The organism is Psychrobacillus soli (assembly GCF_006861775.1).
Classification (GTDB): Bacteria; Bacillota; Bacilli; order Bacillales_A; family Planococcaceae; genus Psychrobacillus; species Psychrobacillus soli.
The window spans coordinates 29994-46661 of sequence record NZ_VDGG01000029.1; the positions used below are offsets into that span (position 1 = coordinate 29994).

Sequence of the window (16668 nt, forward strand, 5' to 3'; positions counted from 1 at the left end):
GGTTGCTTTTACTGACCTGTTTGTTGCCCTATGCCATTTACTGGATACATACATTCGAAAAACTGCGGAAATTTTGTTTTTAGCGAGTTGATACTGAATAAGCAAGCAATTTCTATTGATTTTCGCTGCTGGCGGCGACTCCTGCCGAGGCCAACAGGATGTTGGTCACGAAGGCGTTGCCTGTGGCGCTCTGAGCCTTTGTTCCTCTGTTGGGCAAAATCACAGCGGTCACCTGATAAAGCTTGTTAAGAAGCAGTTTCCCTATAATACATACTATATAATAAATGCCACATGTTATAGTTATCCACGTACTAGAATTTATAATTTCTTCCATAATAAAAATCCTGAATCGCTTGATGAAGCAACTCAGGATTTTTTTACAGTTTAATTATGTTCTTACGTCTTTTATTTTCGATTCAGGGGCAGTTTCTTCTGGTGTAATATCCTCAAATGTCTCATTTGCTTCCTCTAAATCTCTCGTGCGATGGGCTAGGCGAGACGCCGCACTTGCCGCAATGCTACATACGATATCATCTAAAAAAGTATGCACACCGTTCCCGATTTTCGTATCAAGCTTTGAGATAATGCCAATTTTATTTTTATCTAAATGACCAAAAGTAGTAACAGCAATACTACCATACGTAAACACTGCTCCTAGTGCAATTGTTTCATCGACGCCAAATAATCCCTCATCTGCTTCTACAATTTGTTGTAATGGCGCAGACAACATCTTTTTCTCTGCAAGCTCATCTAATTCAATACTTACTAAAATGGCATGTTGCATTTCCCTTTTTTTCAGAACACTTTTAACCGATTCCACACAATGATCAATCGTCAAACCTTTATTATATGGCATTTGCATTTCATACACGATTTTAGAAATTTCTTCGATTGTAACGCCTCTTCGTAATAGTGCATCGTTTGCTGCTTTTTCCACTACTCTTGAATGTATTCTTGACGTTTGTCTATCCATTTAAATGTCCCCTTTTTCTAGGTTTTTTCGAAACTTTTGCACTTAACGACTATACGATCCAATGAATTCTAAAGCACCCTTGCTTTTTAATAGATGATTATTATACCTCTGTACATGTATATGTTACAATTTCAATACAACATGATAACTTGTAGGAGGATCCATATGAACCGAGGAGTTGTGCAAGACTTAACGCTTTTTAGCGACGCTTTGCAGGAAGAAATGCAATTACTTATTTACTTACCACCCAATTATTCCCCATTGTATAAATATTCTATTCTTATCGCAAACGATGGAAAAGATTATTTTCAGTTAGGACGAATTACTCGCGTTGCAGATGAGCTATATGAACAGCGAGAGATTGAAAACTTAATCATTATTGGTGTACCTTACAAAAATGTCAAAGACCGCAGAGAGAAGTATCATCCTGAAGGCAAGAATCATCAGGCGTATATTCGATTTTTAGCACAGGAACTTATCCCGTACATAGATGCAAACTATCCTACTTATCAAATTGGCATGGGACGTGCATTAATTGGTGATTCTTTAGCTGCAACTGTGTCTTTACTGACAGCGCTTCAATATCCAAATACATTTGGAAAAGTTATTTTACATTCTCCACTCGTAAATGAATATGTATTAGATCAATTGGAAAATCATAAAGAAGTACATGCGTTTTCACTTTATCATGTCTTCGGAAAAGACGAGCTCGCAGTTAAAACAGGAGACGGATTATTAACCGATTTCGTCACCCCAAATAGAGATTTGCATAATTTAATAATAAAAAAAGGATTTTCCACGTTTTATGACGAATTAGATGGTGACCATACTTGGAAGCTTTGGCAACCAGATATGAAAAGATCATTACAAAACAATTTCGGCTTATAATTTTTTTTTGTTATACTTGTTATGTGATCTATAAAAACTTCGAGGAGGTAATGAAAAATGAAATACGGTATTGTTGCTTTCCCATCTAAAAAAGTACAGGATTTTGCTAACTCTTATAGAAAGCGCTATGACCCTCATTATGCATTAATCACACCGCATATGACGGTTAAAGGAGTATTCGAAGCAAACGAGAACGAAATCAAGCAAATCGCAGAAAATGTAGCAAACGTAGTAAAAGAACATAAACCGTTTACGTTAAAAACGACAAAAGTTAGTTCATTTGCACCTGTTACAAATGCTATTTACTTCAAGGTAGAACCAACTGACGAATTACTCTCTTTACACAAAAATTTAAATGATATTGGTTTTAATGACGAGGACAGCTATGCATTTGTCCCACATATTACAATTGCACAAAAAATGAATTCTAGTGAACACGACGATATTTATCCTCAATTAAAGATGATAGGTGCGGAGTTTGAGGAACAAATCGACCGCCTTCATTTATTATATCAACTAGAAGATGGTTCTTGGACCGTTTACGAAACATTTAGATTGTCTGGAGCTGAGTAAGTATTGGTGGTTATCGCAAAAAAAGTAGAGACTGAAAAAGAATATGAAGATGCAATCGTCATTCGACGAAAAGTTTTTGTAGAAGAGCAAGATGTACCACTTCATCTAGAATTAGACGAATATGATGCTGAGGCAATTCATTTTGTTGCTTATGATGGAGATATACCTTTTGGTGCAGGTCGTATTCGTTCGACTGAACCGGCTATTGGTAAAGTAGAACGTGTTTGTATTTTACCTGAGTATCGAGGTAAAAGTCTTGGTAATTTAATGATGGAATGTATGGAAGACTATGCATTTTCGAATGGTTTTCAGAAGCTGAAGTTAAATGCGCAAAGCCATGCTATTCCATTTTATGAAAAAAGAAATTATACGATTACATCTCCGGAATTTTTAGAGGCAGGTATACCTCATCGAGCAATGGATAAAAGTTTAACTTAACCATAAAACCGCTAAACGAAATTATACTCGTTTAGCGGTTTTATACTGCTATACATAAAGATTCACATTGTTACCTTTACCACTAATTTCTGCAATTATTGGGGATAAATTAATCGGGTTTGGTTGTATAAAACCATTAAATAGTGGCAGGTTGGATGGTTCTTTTAGTTCCGATAGTTGCTTTTTTTCTTTTTCTTTGAGCTCTTTTTCTTGTTTTTCTAAGTGCTCCTCAAATATTGATTTCATTTTAATGCCGTAAACATTATTAATATAAGCAAAATTGTACTCATCCATCAACATCCGATTAGCGTAAATCTGCGATTGTATTGGTTGAATTGGAATAATATAGCCCATCTTTTCCACCTCCATCTAATATATATATATGTCTATTACCCAAAAATATTATTAACTAAACAAGCTAGCCCCAGTGAAGTTGAAACTCTGTTTTATCCAACTTGGTGGATAAAATAGAGGCCATCTTCCTGGGGCTTTAGTTTTGACTTCATCCATCGAAAGAAAATTCAATATTCAATCGAAACTTATAGAAGCTTTTCTATATCCTTTAAACTTAACGAGCTTCCACTTTGTAAAATGGATTTCGTTAGTTCATCTTCCAACTCTTGAGAAACTGGCTTTTTTGCTAGCCTACCAACTTTTCTTACTATTTTACGCACCTGTTTTTCATCCGTAAAATCAGCATATGAGATGGCATTCGCAAGCGTAAAAAGTTCTTCCATCGATACTCCAGTTTTATTTTCTATTGCTTTAAAAAATGAATTTTGCATTACTTTTCCCCCTCACAGTTTGATTATCTTGATTTAAGGGAGAAAGCTAGCTCCGACAATAATTAATAAGATGAATAAAACAACGATTAATACAAATGTAGAACTTTTATTTCCACCACATCCGCCGCCATAGCCTCCGCCATAGCCGGGATATCCTCCACCACAGTAGTCGTACATATCCTTTCCCTCCTCTCCTCTTCCATTTATCATATGCAAAGAGGGTACTAAGAAAAAGGGCGAATTAACTAGTAGGTCGTATTCCGCTTTTGAAAAATAAATGCACCAATTACCCCAAATATTATAGCAGCGCTAATACCAGAACTCGTTACTTCGAACATTCCTGTTATTACACCTATAAGTCCATGCTTTTCTGCCTCAGCCAGTGCCCCATGCGTTAAAGAATTCCCAAACGAAGTAATAGGAATTGTTGCACCAGCTCCTGCAAAATCAATTAGTGGTTCATATAAACCAAAACCATCTAAAATAGATCCGAATACTACTAGCGTGCTTAAAGTATGAGCAGGCGTAAGTTTGAAAGCGTCCATCAAAATTTGACCTATTACACAAAAAAGACCACCAACAACAAATGAAGTAATTAATGAAGAAATCATGTTATCCCCTCTTTTCCATACGGCATTCAATGGCATGCGCAATACAAGGAATTGTTTCCCCTTGTTGAAATGTTAAAGGTGATAAGAGTGCCCCTGTTGCAACGAGTAACACGCGATTAAATACACCATTTTTTAATTGTTTATATATATGACTAAAAAATACTGCTGCTGAACAACCTGCACCACTAGCACCTGCATTGAAAAAGGAATCTTCTCCATAAAATTGAGCTCCAGCATCTTGTAAAATTACTCCACTATCTTCATCTTGAAACATTTCCTTTAAGATGGACAACCCAATCTTCCCTAAATCTCCAGTCATAATCAGGTCATAGTCTGCCATCCTACTATTCGTATTTTTTAAATGTCTTTCTATTGTATCTCTTGCTGCCGGTGCCATTGCTGCTCCCATATGTAAAGGGTTTTTCTGACCTCCATCGATTACTCTTCCAATCGTAGCATGTGTAATAATCGGCGCATTTTTTGCATGTTTTTGAAGAAGTGCAAAACCTGCAGCAGTTACCGTCCATTGAGCAGTTCCGGGTTTTTGTCCCCCATACTCCAATGGGTATCTAAACTGCCTTTCTACAGTTGGATGATGACTAGATGCTCCAGCTAAAATAGATTTTGCATTACCTGATTCTAATAGAAGACTACCAAGAATAATCGATTCCATAGAACTTGCACAAGCAGAAAAAACACCTAAAAAGGGAATAGCTAATTGCCTTGCAGCAAAATTTGTGGGAGATAGTTGATTAATCAAATCCCCTCCAATAAATACATCGATATTTTCCATCTGCTCATGGCCTTTTTGAATGGTCACTGCACAAGCTTTTTCGATAAAACGTGTATTTGCTTGTTCGTATGTTTCATCTTTTTCATTCTCTAATGGAAGAATTTCATCAAATGAAGCAGCAAAAGGGCTATCTTTTTCCATTGGCCCTACAACGACACCTGTGCTTGCTATACTAGGCATTTCCTTAAATTGAATTGTCCCAAATGTATTTACCATGAGACCACTCCTATTTTCACTAAAATTGTTTTAATTAAAGCGACAAAAAAAGCTGAAAGTACCCCGAATACAATTACAGAACCAGCTAACTTGAATATGTTCCCACCGATACCTAATACGTAGCCTTCAGATTTATGTTCAATTGCAGCTGAAATGACTGCATTTCCAAATCCGGTTACCGGTACTGCAGATCCGGCTCCACCAAATTGCGAAATCTTTTTGTATAGACCAGTTCCCGTTAATATCATTACAATGAACACCATCGTAGCTACTGTTGGATTTGCAGCAGTTCTTTCTGTAAAAGAGAAGAATCGTATATAAAAAAAAGTAATTAGCTGCCCTATCGTACAAATAGTTCCTCCTACTAAAAATGCTTTCAATATATTCACAAATAATACTGGCTTTGGGGTCTGTCTTTCGACTAATTTATCGAATTGTTTTTGTTCCATTATGTCTCTTCCTTTAATAAAGATTTTATTTTTTCTACAGATTTAGTTAGCTCCTCTGTTTTTAGTTCTTGCTTCATTATTTTTTCAATTTCCCATTTTAGCTTCAAATCATTTGTCACAAGAAATTCTTTATCCGGATACTTTTCTTCTAATTGCTTTGTTATTTTTTTTGCTATTTTATTTTCTTTGAATTGATTCATCCTTCGTATATCAATTGAAACAAGGACATCATCTTTGTCTACAATTCCTTTGAAACCATAAACTGCCTCATTACTGTTCAATACTTGTTTTAGTTCTGGTAAATCATTACTAGGATACATTACTTGGTCTGTTTCATTTGAACAGGCAGTTAATAAAAGGAAAAGCAAAAGAACATACTTGATTATTTTCATAGGATATTTGCTCCTTTTTAAATTAGTATGACCTCTGAAAAATGAAATATACGAAAGCCATCGAGATATTTGCCCTATCCTTTAGGAAGAAGCTACATAGATTAGAAAGAGATAAAAAGGAGGTGAATTCAATGGGTTGTGGAAGAGTTGAAGACGTAACTGATAATAAGAAACATGATAGAGGTTGCGTTTGTGATGTTGTTCGTGCGATTAAAGACATTCAAGATCAAGCAACAAACGACGAGTGCCCACAGTGTCCTACAAACTGTTTCTTAGAACCACTTGGTGGTCTAGTTAGTCCTGCTGCTCGTCATCGAGCGGATACACGAGTTTTCATGCTACTAACAAAAGATGGGAATCCATTTAAAGCATTTTTCCGTGACACAGATAACTGCGATAATGATTGCATTTCAGTCTATTTCCGTGTAGAAGATATTTTTGACGGTTGTTGCGCAACATTACGCGTTTTAGAACCACTTGATGCGAATAGACATGAAGTTGATTTGTTGAATGAAGAGGGTACAAAAATTAATTTAAGAAAACTTTGTAAAGTTCGTAATTTTAGATTAACAGGTAGCTGTATTACAGTAGATTTAAATTGTTTCTGTGCAATTGAATGTGTAGCAGATGTATTTTTAAATGTATGTGACTGATCGTTTCATCATTGTAGTGTCTATTTCCGTTCGGGCCAATCCCCGAACGGTCTTTGAATGAAAAGCAACAAATAAAATACATAAGAAAATATCTGCACCGGTCAAGCACTCGCTTCTACGATGAGTTTTGGGCAGGGGCTATATTTTCTTTTAAAAAGGACAAGCCCATTGAAAAACGTCATGTTATGATAAATAACGACTTTACAACTTACTAACTTAATGTTTCTTATTTTAGCCCTTTAATATTTTTACATACATTGTTCTCTCTTCTTCTTAAAAATGTAGAAAAACATTCTTGAAGCTGTTACTCCAGCATACAACTTATAAGAAGGGGAAGAACTTATTGGGGAAAAATGAATAATATAAAAGTAACGCCTAATGCCTAAGACCACCGATGTACAAGGAGCTACAATTATAGATGAACAAATGGCATGATAAGAAAGGTATTATTTCAACTCCACGGATCAACTATTAAGAAGCAGGAAATAAACATTTTATCAATAATTATTTACGTTACTTTTACTCCTGATTTTCAATTTATAAAAAAGGAGGGTTCGACAATTTTATGGTTCAACTATGAAGATATATTGAAAAAAAATTTAAAACAAAAAAATGTATTTTCGTTTTCTATTGCTCCCGATTTTCAACATGAGCAGGGTAAAACGACAATTCCATGGATTAACTATGAATTAATGCAGAAAATTATTTTCGATCAAAAAAATGTATTTTCGTTTTCTCTAATTCCCGATTATGAACAATTAATCAAAAAGAATTCAGAAAACAATAGCGTAACTCCCAAATCTGCTGCTAAGCAAAGTGCGAATGATATAGTCGAAATAGATACTTTATTGAATACTTTTAAAGTCAGGAAAATGAACAAATCACATAAAAAAAGGAAGTATTATAGAAAAAGTATTGAAATAAGTAATGCTACTAGCCATTCAAATACAAAGCCAAATTCTGTCGGTGAAGTCGAAAGAGTTGATCTAAGTGAAATTTTAACAAAGAAGAAAAAGCATAAATTACACAATACACGAAATAGTTATAGAAAGATTATTTCATATGAAACGGACATTACCATCAAAGCACATACAGATAAACTGCATGATAATGTCTATGAAACAAATTCTACTAATGAGCGTAACAAACATTTAGAAACACAATCCAAAACTATAAAAACTCCTGATTCACTCTTTTCTCCTATCGTTGGTAGTACAATTTCTGCCAATGAAACGGAGGATATTCATCAAATCGAAGATACGCTAGAACTGGAGACACCGATTCAGCCTAAGTATTCCCCCCTAGTAGAAGATGTTTCGAAAAGTGAGACCACTCAAGCTAATTTTGTTGATGAAATCACATACAAGTTGGAAAACGATGATACTAGTCATAATAATGAGTACAAAGAAATACACTCCACTTCTATAAAAATTCCTATTGCTACTTTTAGGAAAATCCATCACTTGCTTTACCCTCCTGCCATTGGAAATACGAAAGATGATGAAAACGATGAACCTAATCACCAAATGAAAGCTGGGACAGATCAAGAGTCCATTTCTTTGCCTGAGTACAATTTGGAAAACACTTTGGAAATAAATGAAGCTGAGAAAAATGTAGTTGAACTTGCAAGCGACCACTCTAGTACGCTTAATGAAAATTCAGAAGTACGTTCCTCTTCTATTAATATTCCTATTGCTACTTTTAGGAAAATCCGAAATTCGCTTCATTCTCGGATCATTGGAATTACGAGTGATGACGAGAGTAAACCTAATCATCAGATGAAAGCTGTGACAGAGCAGGAGTCCATCTCTTTGCCAGAGTATAATCTGGAAGACATTTTAGAAATGAATGATGCTGAGAAAATTGTAGTCGATCTTGAACCATCTCATCCTAGTACGCTTAATGAAAATTCAGAAGTACGCCCCACTTCTATCAAAATTCCTATTACTACTTTTAGAGAAATCCGAAATTCGCTTCATTCTCGGATCATTGGAAATACGAGTGATGACGAGAGTAAACCTAATCATCAGATGGAAGCTGGGACAGAGCAGGAGTCCATCTCTTTGCCAGAGTATAAACTGGAAGATATTTTAGAAATGAATGATGCTGAGAAAATTGTAGTCGATCTTGAAGTCGACCAATCCAGTATGCTTAATGAAAATTCAGAAATGCGCCCCACTTCTATCAAAATTCCTATTACTACTTTTAGGAAAATCCGAAATTTTCTTCATCTTATCATTGAAAATACGAGTGATGACGAGGACGTTGAATCTAATCACCAAGTCGAAACTGTGACAGAGCAGGAGTCCATCTCTTTGTCTGAGTATAATGTGGAAGACATTTTAGAAATGAATGATGCTGAGAAAATTGTAGTCGATCTTGAAGTCGACCAATCCAGTATGCTTAATGAAAATTCAGAAATGCGCCCCACTTCTATCAAAATTCCTATTACTACTTTTAGGAAAATCCGAAATTTTACTCATCCCGTCATTGGAAATACTAGTGCTAAACCTAATCATCAAATAAAAGCTGTGATAGACCAGGAGTCCATCTCTTTGCCTGAGCATAATTTGGAAAACATTTTAGAAATGAATGATTCTGAAAAAAATGTAGTCGATCTTGAAGCCGACCAATCCAGTATGCTTAATGAAAATTCAGAAATGCGCCCCACTTCTATAATAATTCCTATTGCTACTTTTAGGAAAATCCGAAATTTTACTCATCCCGTCATTGGAAATACGAGTGATGACGAGGACACTGAATCTAATCACCAAGTAGAAGCGGTGACAGGGCAGGAGTCCATCTCTTTGCCTGAGTATAATGTGGAAGACATTTTAGAAACGAATGATGCTGAGAAAATTGTAGTCGATCTTGAACCACCTCACCCTAGTATGCTTAATGAAAATTCAGAAGTGCACCCAACTTCTATTAAAATTCCTATTGCTACTTTTAGGAAAATCCGAAATTCGCTTCATCCTCCTATCATTGGAAATACGAGTGATGACGAGGGTAAACCTGATCATCAGATGGAATCTGTGACAATACAGGAGTCCATCTCTTTGCCGGAGTATAATCTGGAAGATATTTTAGAAATGAATGATATTGAAAAAAATGTAGTCGATCTTGAAGCCGACCAATCCAGTATGCTTAATGAAAATTCAGAAATGCGCCCCACTTCTATAATAATTCCTATTGCTACTTTTAAGAAAATCCGAAATTCACTTCATCCTCCTATAATTGGAAATACGAGTGATGACGAAGGTAAACCTGATTATCAGATGGAATCTGTGACAAAACAGGAGTCCATCTCTTTGCCTGAGCATAATCCCTTAATAGAAGATGTTTCTGAAAATAACAAAGTTGAACTAGAATCCGACGATATCAATAAAAGTACTCAAACTAATGATCTTTATAAACAAACAAGAGTACGCTCAATGACTTTAAAAATTCCAATTTCCACTTTTGCTGAAATGGATAGTTTCCTACATCCTCCCATTTTTGGTAATACAACTCAAAATACTTTTAAATTTATTGACCCAAGTAACAAACAAATACCCCACTTGGCTACAAAACTATTTAATACGATAACCTACTACCACGAAGAACCCTATTGTCATCTAGTTGGATTTAAATCTCATGAAATCATATCTTTAACTGACTTTGATCATACTTATCAAGCCGATACGAAAGAGAAAAAGCAATATTCTCAATCAACTGTGGTTCCGATACATGATTCACTTTCAATAAAAACAAGAAATTCAAATAATACATGTCCATCTCATGAATCTATAAGTATCAAAGTTCCAGTTATAGTAGGAGAATATAACATTGAAATCTGTTTGGAGGAAGATATCCTATTTGACGAAGAAATCTATAAAGTAAAAGAAATTTCTAAAAAAGTTGAATTGACAAATTGCAAGTTTGTACCTGCTGAGTTCTCACATTCAAAAGATGATGAGGCACTTAAAGCATTAAAAGGAAAACTATTTATAGAAGGATATATCTATCAAAACATTGAATACACGACTGTTCATAAAGAAAACGAAAAATCAAAACCAACGAAGTTAGAAAACTTTTTTCATCCACTACGTCAAAAAATTGTTTTAGATTTAATGGTTCAATTACTTCAAATACAAAAAATTACAATAGCTACTAGTCAGCATAAGAATATATAGGTAAACAATTGAAAAACTTATTTTCTCGCTTAATTTATACTATTACTATATTTCATATTGGATTAGATGAACTACTTAGGAACCTAACTTTTTAAAATGATCCTCACTAATCAAACATGGGCCACGGAAAAGCTTATAATTTTTATCGGCATCCTAAAAAGACGACTTTAAATTCGAATGTTGAATTTAAAGTCGTCTTTTTGAATGGATATTGGATGTGCTGAATCTATATTTTATTCATTAATCACGTTTGTCCATTATCCGTCTCGCTCCATTTTATTTTTTCAAATAAAGAAAACACCATGACTTACCCTTATATGTTTCGGTTCACTTTAGAGTAAATGATACGCAACACCATCACTCCTAAACACTTCAAATTATTACATATCATCTAAATTTTTCATATTGTAATAGGAGAAATTGGCATTTCAATTCAAGTAAACCCTTTACTTTGAGAAATGGTTGCTTTCTATGATAGATTGGTTGCTTCCAGGAGTAGTTTGGTTGCTATTCTTAATAGGTTTAGTTGCTCTCAATGATCCGCTTGCTTGTAGCTCTTATACATTTTCTGGATTCACACATTGAAAAACTACATAATATTGGATTTAGCTTTGCCGAATTTATTAATCTAAGGTTTTTATAGCCTAGATGCTGATTAGTCAGCATCTTGGTTGATTGAAGCGCAATGCGTCGATCTTTGGCAGCCTTTACCCTCATTAAACTAAAGCTTTCGTATTTATGTATAAGAGTACAATGGGGACCTGGAGGATGCATGTTATATAGTCGTTAGGACACGACGAACGTGAACTTAGACTGTAATGGAATACTACCTTGAATTTATTGGATAATAAACAACCTTGTTATTAAAGACATTTTTTTACTTCCATCATTTTATTACCTATCATAATTGCCCACAATATTATCCATCTGTGCTAGTTGCTTATACACGAATGCCCTACTCAACATACCCTAGAAAGAAACGTAAAGAAAATTGAAAAGAATGAACGGAGGAAATGTTGATGAGTCAACAAAATGATACAAATAATGAGGATAATCCTATTGATATTCCTTGTGTCGTAGAAGCAAATTCACTCATACCCTTAAAAGATGATCCAGTAAAGCCTTGTGTAATTCCCGCGAATTTCAGACCGATTATTAAAGTACCAGCTGTATTGGCAGAGAGCAAAATTCAAATCGTTGTAGAAGCAAATATTGCGTTGACCCCACCTGCAGTCGAAATTAAAAGAGTGTATAAAGATGTTTTTCTAACACAATGTAAGCTTGTTCCATCAGCATTCGACGAGGAAGTATGTCCAGGTTTACGTACGGTTACAAGGGCCAAATTGTTTATAGAAGGATATATACGCAAAGATATTGAATACGCAACGGAGGATTGTAATGGAGTAATTCATGATCGAATTGCTAATATTCCATTCTCTGGATATACAGATCTCAAAGGTGATATCAATGAAGGTGGGGATTTTATACTTTTCCCTATTCTAGGTAAATCTTCAGAAAGTAGATCTCGGTTTATTGATTCAAAAAACAATCATAATCCTCGCCTAGATAAATACTTCTTTGAAAATAGAGTTTTTTATAATGAGCAACCATATTGCGAATTAATTAGTGCAAATTTCTTTGAACTTGATTTATCTCCATATCCTGTAAATGCAGACGAAACCTATGATACCCTTCGTGAGAAAATTGTAGTTGACCTAACGCTAAAAGTATTACAAGTACGACAAGTGAGCATCGAATCTCTAGGTGACTGTTAAAATCCATTCATTATAGACAAGATTTAAAATCAGAAAACGGAAGAAACCGTTGGTGCATTACGGCCAACGGTTTCTTCAATAGGTAGGTTGCCGCTTAATGAGCTAAGCATATAAGAAGACCCATCAGACTCCTCATAACTAAATAGTGTATTTGGGGGACTGAGTTAAAGTCTATTTACAGACAAAAATTAGTAAAAATTAATTTCCTTTACCTAATTCACTAAACTAAAAACTGCTCTCTGTATCAAAATCAAAAAACTATTGATATACCCATTATAAACGTTTATACACTAGTAGCTTACACAACATATATTGAGAGTGTAGATAAATAAATTCAGTCGAGAGAAATAATAAAAGAGCTCAATGGTGTACTCAATAGATTAGACGTTCCTAATAATGTTGGGGGAGCTTTTGGACAAATATCTAAATACCCAACGTATCGATTTCTCTAAAAATTACTTTCCTCTTCAAAATCAAATTATTCTTGAACTACCTATTATAAACGCTTACACACAGTAACTTCAGCAACATACTATAGGAATGTAGATTAGTAAATCAAGTTGATAGATAAAAGATGCTCAGGTAGGTAGAACAATAGTTAAGTCATTTTATAGAATGAAAAAATGAAGATTCCCTTGAATCTCTATACGCTTAACTACTATACCTCTTTTGAGGTATTCACAAGCAATTTAGCATGTCAACTTGAGTTAACAAATGACAGTAACTAATGTGAATTATTGAAAGGAGGTGATATTAATGAGACAAATTAATGAAACAAGTAATGCGAATTGTTCACCTGTTGATCCTTCTTGTTTGGTAGATGCTACGTCGCTAATACCTTTAAAAGATGAACCAGCAACACCTTGTGTACTTCCCTCAGGTTATGTACCGATTATTAAAGTCCCAGCTGTTTTAGCAGAAACTACACTTCAAATTGTTGTGGAAGCAAATATTACGCTAAATCCAGCAGCAGGCGAAATTAAAAGAGTATATAAAGATGTATTTCTAACGCAATGTAAACTTGTACCTGTTAAATTTGAGGAAGATTCATGCCCAGGGATCCGTACAGTTACAAGAGCTAAGTTGTTTGTAGAAGGATATATCCGCAAAGATATTGAATATGCTACAGCAGCTTGTAATGGAACTATTCGTGATCGAATTGCTACTGTTCCATTTTCCGGTTTCGCAGATCTAAAAGGTGATATTAATAAAGGTGGGGACTTTATCCTGTACCCTATCCTAGGTGGATCTTCAGAAAGCAGATCACGATACATTAATCCTAGAAATAGTGATGCTCCACGTTTAGATAAATACTTCTTTGAAAATAGCGTAATTTATAATGATCAACCATATTGTGAGTTAATTAGCGCAGATTTCTTTGAAATCGACTTTTCTCCAACTCCGACAGCTGCGGGCGATACGTTTAATGTTCTTCGCGAAAAAATCGTAGTTGACCTAACTCTAAAAGTATTACAAGAGAGACAAGTGAGAGTTCCTTCTTTAGGACCATTATGCTAAATTAGTAATTCCTCACAGGGGTCACTCACCAGGAAATTTACTTTGCTAAGTGGAATTTGATACAATACAATTAATAATTCTTTAGAATTCCTTCAAGTAAAAGCTGTAATTAAACGAATAGATTTTAAATATAAACCTCTATCTACTTACTGGATAGAGGTTTATTTACTTACTTCATTTCGACTCCACGCCACACTATTCTTTTCACTTGATCCACTCGGTATCTCATTAATTCTCCTGCTCCAATAAAAAATGTAACAAATTCACCTTCCACTTTTTCCACTTCCCCTTGTAGATGAACACCATCTTCCAAATGGAATACTAGTGGGCGATATACTTTCCGTTGAAATGGTTTCTCTAAAAATTTCAACTTCTCTAAAATAACGATTGTCTTATCCGTCATACTCGAACGTATTTCATAAATAGAAGTACTTTCATCTTGCTCAATTTCTTGATCTATTTCTTGCTCTTCCATTTGAATATCCACCTTTTCTCGAGGTGGAAGATGGAAAACCGGCGGACCTTTTATATAGATTAAAGGATCATTATAAGAGTTCACAGACACATCCTTTTTCCTTTACTTTATGCATTTAGCTAAAATAATGTGAACTAGACCTGTAAGGAAGAAATAAATACCGTCGCAAGCCCAAGATATATTAAAATACTAATGACATCATTAATCGTTGTTATAAACGGTCCAGATGCAACAGCGGGATCTATTTTCATACGTTGGATCAATAAAGGAATAAACGAACCGCAGATTGTCGCAACAAAGATGGACACAAAAATGGCTGCCCCAACTAATAAGCCAATTACTAAATCATGCTTCCAAAAGAAAACAATACCAACTACTATAATTCCACATAATATCCCTGTAGTTAAACCAGTCCCAGCTTCTCTTGCAAGAAGCCGCATTTTACTTTGCTTTTCAATATCCCCTGTCGCAATCCCTCTAATCGCAACTGCTAATGCCTGCGTGCCACTATTTCCTGCTGTTCCAGATATTAAAGGGATAAAAACAGCGAGCAATGCCACTTTCTCTAATGTTTCTGTAAACACGCTCATCAAACTTGCAGTCATCATTCCTAAAAACAACAAAATAATAAGCCAAGGAAGCCTTTTTTTGGCAGCTTGAAACGGACTTTTGTCAAATGTATCCATATCCGAAACACCGGCTAGCTTCGAATAATCATCGGATGCTTCTTCCTCTAATACGTCGATAATATCATCGACTGTAACAATGCCGAGTAGATGCTGTTCAAAATCGACTACCGGTACTGCTAAGAAATCATAGTCTTTAATCATATGTGCAACTTCTTCTTGGTCGGCGCTTACTAATACGCTAACGACACGTTCGTTCATAATCTCTTTAATAAGCGTATCTTCATCTGCAATAATTAAATCTCGCAAGGAAATAACCCCAGTTAATTGATGTTCCTCACTAACTACAAATAAGTAATAAATTGTTTCAGCTTTTGGTGCTTCGTTTCTTAGTATAGTCATTGCTGAACGACAAGTGGACGTTTCTGGAATTGCTACATATTCTGTTGTCATAATAGATCCAGCTGTATATTCTTCATAATGGAGAAGATCTTTAATTTCTTGTGCAGATTCTACATCCATTATACTTAAATAGCTAGCGACTTGATCTTTTCCTAACTCATTTAATACGTCTACCGCGTTATCAGCATACATATAGGAAAGCATGTCTGCTGCATAAGTTGTATCCATCTCTTTTAAATAAAATTCATATTGTTCTTCTTCAAATTTTGTTGCTTCAAACAGTTCGGCCATTTCTTTAGGAGATAGGTAGTGAAAGATTTTCTTTCGTATTTCTGGGTCCACCTTTTCAAAAAATAGCGATTGATCATAAGGATGTAGTTGCATAAATTCTTCTCTAAATGCATCCATTAAATCATTACTTAAGAAATCGACTAATTTCGATTCTTCTAATTGTAGTTGATTCATTTCTTCTTTCACACTTTTCCCTCCTTCCAACTTTCATCTCTCATTGTATGAGCTTAAAAACGAATAAGCAACCTCTTTCACAGAAAAAAAGAGTTGCTCCACTTTGTATTATTCCCCGGGAAATCATTCTGAAACTAAATTTACAACTTTGCGAAACCGATGTGGAATAGTGCGCATAATAGGGATACTACGCGGTAGTGGGTTGAAAATGAGTGTCCGCTGGGATTTCCGCTGCTGGGCGGACGCTTTCCGTGGGGTGAGCGATGAGCCTTCACCGCCGCTTAGGCGGACGCCTGAGAAGTCTCATTATGCTCACTTATCCGGTAGGAGTCGACGCCCATAGCTGTATACTTTAGAAATACTCCATAAAAAATAACGAAAAATTGTTTCTAGTTCACTCTTTTTTTTCACCAAACTGATTCATCTTCTTTTTTATTGGGTACAGAAGAAGTATGAACTAA

Annotated in this window: 17 protein-coding genes; 7 read left to right on the plus strand and 10 right to left on the minus strand. The window is 35.1% G+C overall.

Going from position 1 to position 16668, the window contains the following annotated elements; translation table 11 throughout:
• Positions 1–388 precede the first annotated feature (388 nt).
• A complete protein-coding gene (locus tag FG383_RS13780; protein ID WP_142607973.1) occupies positions 389–973 on the minus strand; it encodes a phosphatidylglycerophosphatase A family protein in 585 nt (194 codons plus the stop codon).
• A 165-nt stretch (positions 974–1138) separates the two neighbouring features.
• On the opposite strand from FG383_RS13780, the gene FG383_RS13785 reads away from it, so the two are divergent.
• From FG383_RS13785 to FG383_RS13795, 3 genes are read left to right on the plus strand one after another with little or no spacing between them, the layout of a single operon-like run.
• Positions 1139–1861: an alpha/beta hydrolase gene (locus FG383_RS13785; protein ID WP_142607974.1), complete on the plus strand. Its 723-nt coding sequence runs from the start codon at positions 1139–1141 to the stop codon at positions 1859–1861.
• A 57-nt stretch (positions 1862–1918) separates the two neighbouring features.
• Entirely contained in the window at positions 1919–2434 is a 516-nt protein-coding gene (locus tag FG383_RS13790; RefSeq protein WP_142607975.1) for a YjcG family protein, read from the plus strand.
• 6 nt (positions 2435–2440) lie between these two features.
• Positions 2441–2872, plus strand: coding sequence for a GNAT family N-acetyltransferase (locus FG383_RS13795; RefSeq protein WP_142607987.1), 432 nt, complete (start codon positions 2441–2443; stop codon positions 2870–2872).
• A gap of 48 nt (positions 2873–2920) precedes the next feature.
• Here FG383_RS13795 and FG383_RS13800 read toward each other — a convergent pair whose 3' ends face one another.
• The 7 genes from FG383_RS13800 to FG383_RS13830 all read right to left on the minus strand — a co-directional run bounded on the left by FG383_RS13800 (position 2921) and on the right by FG383_RS13830 (position 6118).
• On the minus strand, positions 2921–3226 hold the full coding sequence (locus FG383_RS13800) for a hypothetical protein (RefSeq protein WP_142607976.1): 306 nt from the start codon (positions 3224–3226) through the stop codon (positions 2921–2923).
• A 185-nt stretch (positions 3227–3411) separates the two neighbouring features.
• Positions 3412–3657, minus strand: a complete 246-nt coding sequence (locus FG383_RS13805; RefSeq protein WP_142607977.1) for a stage VI sporulation protein F — start codon at positions 3655–3657, stop codon at positions 3412–3414.
• 33 nt (positions 3658–3690) lie between these two features.
• Positions 3691–3834 (minus strand): YjcZ family sporulation protein, encoded by a 144-nt coding sequence (locus FG383_RS13810; RefSeq protein ID WP_142607978.1) that lies wholly within the window; start codon positions 3832–3834, stop codon positions 3691–3693.
• A gap of 68 nt (positions 3835–3902) precedes the next feature.
• Positions 3903–4268, minus strand: coding sequence for a stage V sporulation protein AE (spoVAE, locus tag FG383_RS13815; RefSeq protein WP_142607979.1), 366 nt, complete (start codon positions 4266–4268; stop codon positions 3903–3905).
• 1 nt (position 4269) lies between these two features.
• Entirely contained in the window at positions 4270–5277 is a 1008-nt protein-coding gene (locus FG383_RS13820) for a stage V sporulation protein AD (protein ID WP_142607980.1), read from the minus strand.
• Complete coding sequence (spoVAC, locus tag FG383_RS13825) at positions 5271–5726, minus strand: stage V sporulation protein AC (protein ID WP_142607981.1); 456 nt, start codon at positions 5724–5726, stop codon at positions 5271–5273. Before spoVAC ends, FG383_RS13820 begins: the two co-directional genes overlap by 7 nt.
• Entirely contained in the window at positions 5726–6118 is a 393-nt protein-coding gene (locus tag FG383_RS13830; protein WP_142607982.1) for a hypothetical protein, read from the minus strand. Before FG383_RS13830 ends, spoVAC begins: the two co-directional genes overlap by 1 nt.
• A gap of 131 nt (positions 6119–6249) precedes the next feature.
• Here FG383_RS13830 and FG383_RS13835 point away from each other — a divergent pair, with 131 nt between their 5' ends.
• The 4 genes from FG383_RS13835 to FG383_RS13850 all read left to right on the plus strand — a co-directional run bounded on the left by FG383_RS13835 (position 6250) and on the right by FG383_RS13850 (position 14239).
• Positions 6250–6771, plus strand: a complete 522-nt coding sequence (locus tag FG383_RS13835; RefSeq protein ID WP_142607983.1) for a CotY/CotZ family spore coat protein — start codon at positions 6250–6252, stop codon at positions 6769–6771.
• 587 nt (positions 6772–7358) lie between these two features.
• Complete coding sequence (locus FG383_RS13840) at positions 7359–10946, plus strand: BC_2427 family protein (RefSeq protein ID WP_142607984.1); 3588 nt, start codon at positions 7359–7361, stop codon at positions 10944–10946.
• 1019 nt (positions 10947–11965) lie between these two features.
• Positions 11966–12721, plus strand: coding sequence for a CsxC family protein (locus FG383_RS13845; RefSeq protein WP_142607985.1), 756 nt, complete (start codon positions 11966–11968; stop codon positions 12719–12721).
• A gap of 756 nt (positions 12722–13477) precedes the next feature.
• Complete coding sequence (locus tag FG383_RS13850; protein WP_246097010.1) at positions 13478–14239, plus strand: CsxC family protein; 762 nt, start codon at positions 13478–13480, stop codon at positions 14237–14239.
• A gap of 169 nt (positions 14240–14408) precedes the next feature.
• On the opposite strand, the gene FG383_RS13855 is transcribed toward FG383_RS13850, so the two are convergent.
• Positions 14409–14798, minus strand: a complete 390-nt coding sequence (locus tag FG383_RS13855; RefSeq protein ID WP_142607986.1) for a hypothetical protein — start codon at positions 14796–14798, stop codon at positions 14409–14411.
• A 50-nt stretch (positions 14799–14848) separates the two neighbouring features.
• Complete coding sequence (mgtE, locus tag FG383_RS13860; RefSeq protein WP_142607989.1) at positions 14849–16207, minus strand: magnesium transporter; 1359 nt, start codon at positions 16205–16207, stop codon at positions 14849–14851.
• Positions 16208–16668: the final 461 nt, after the last annotated feature.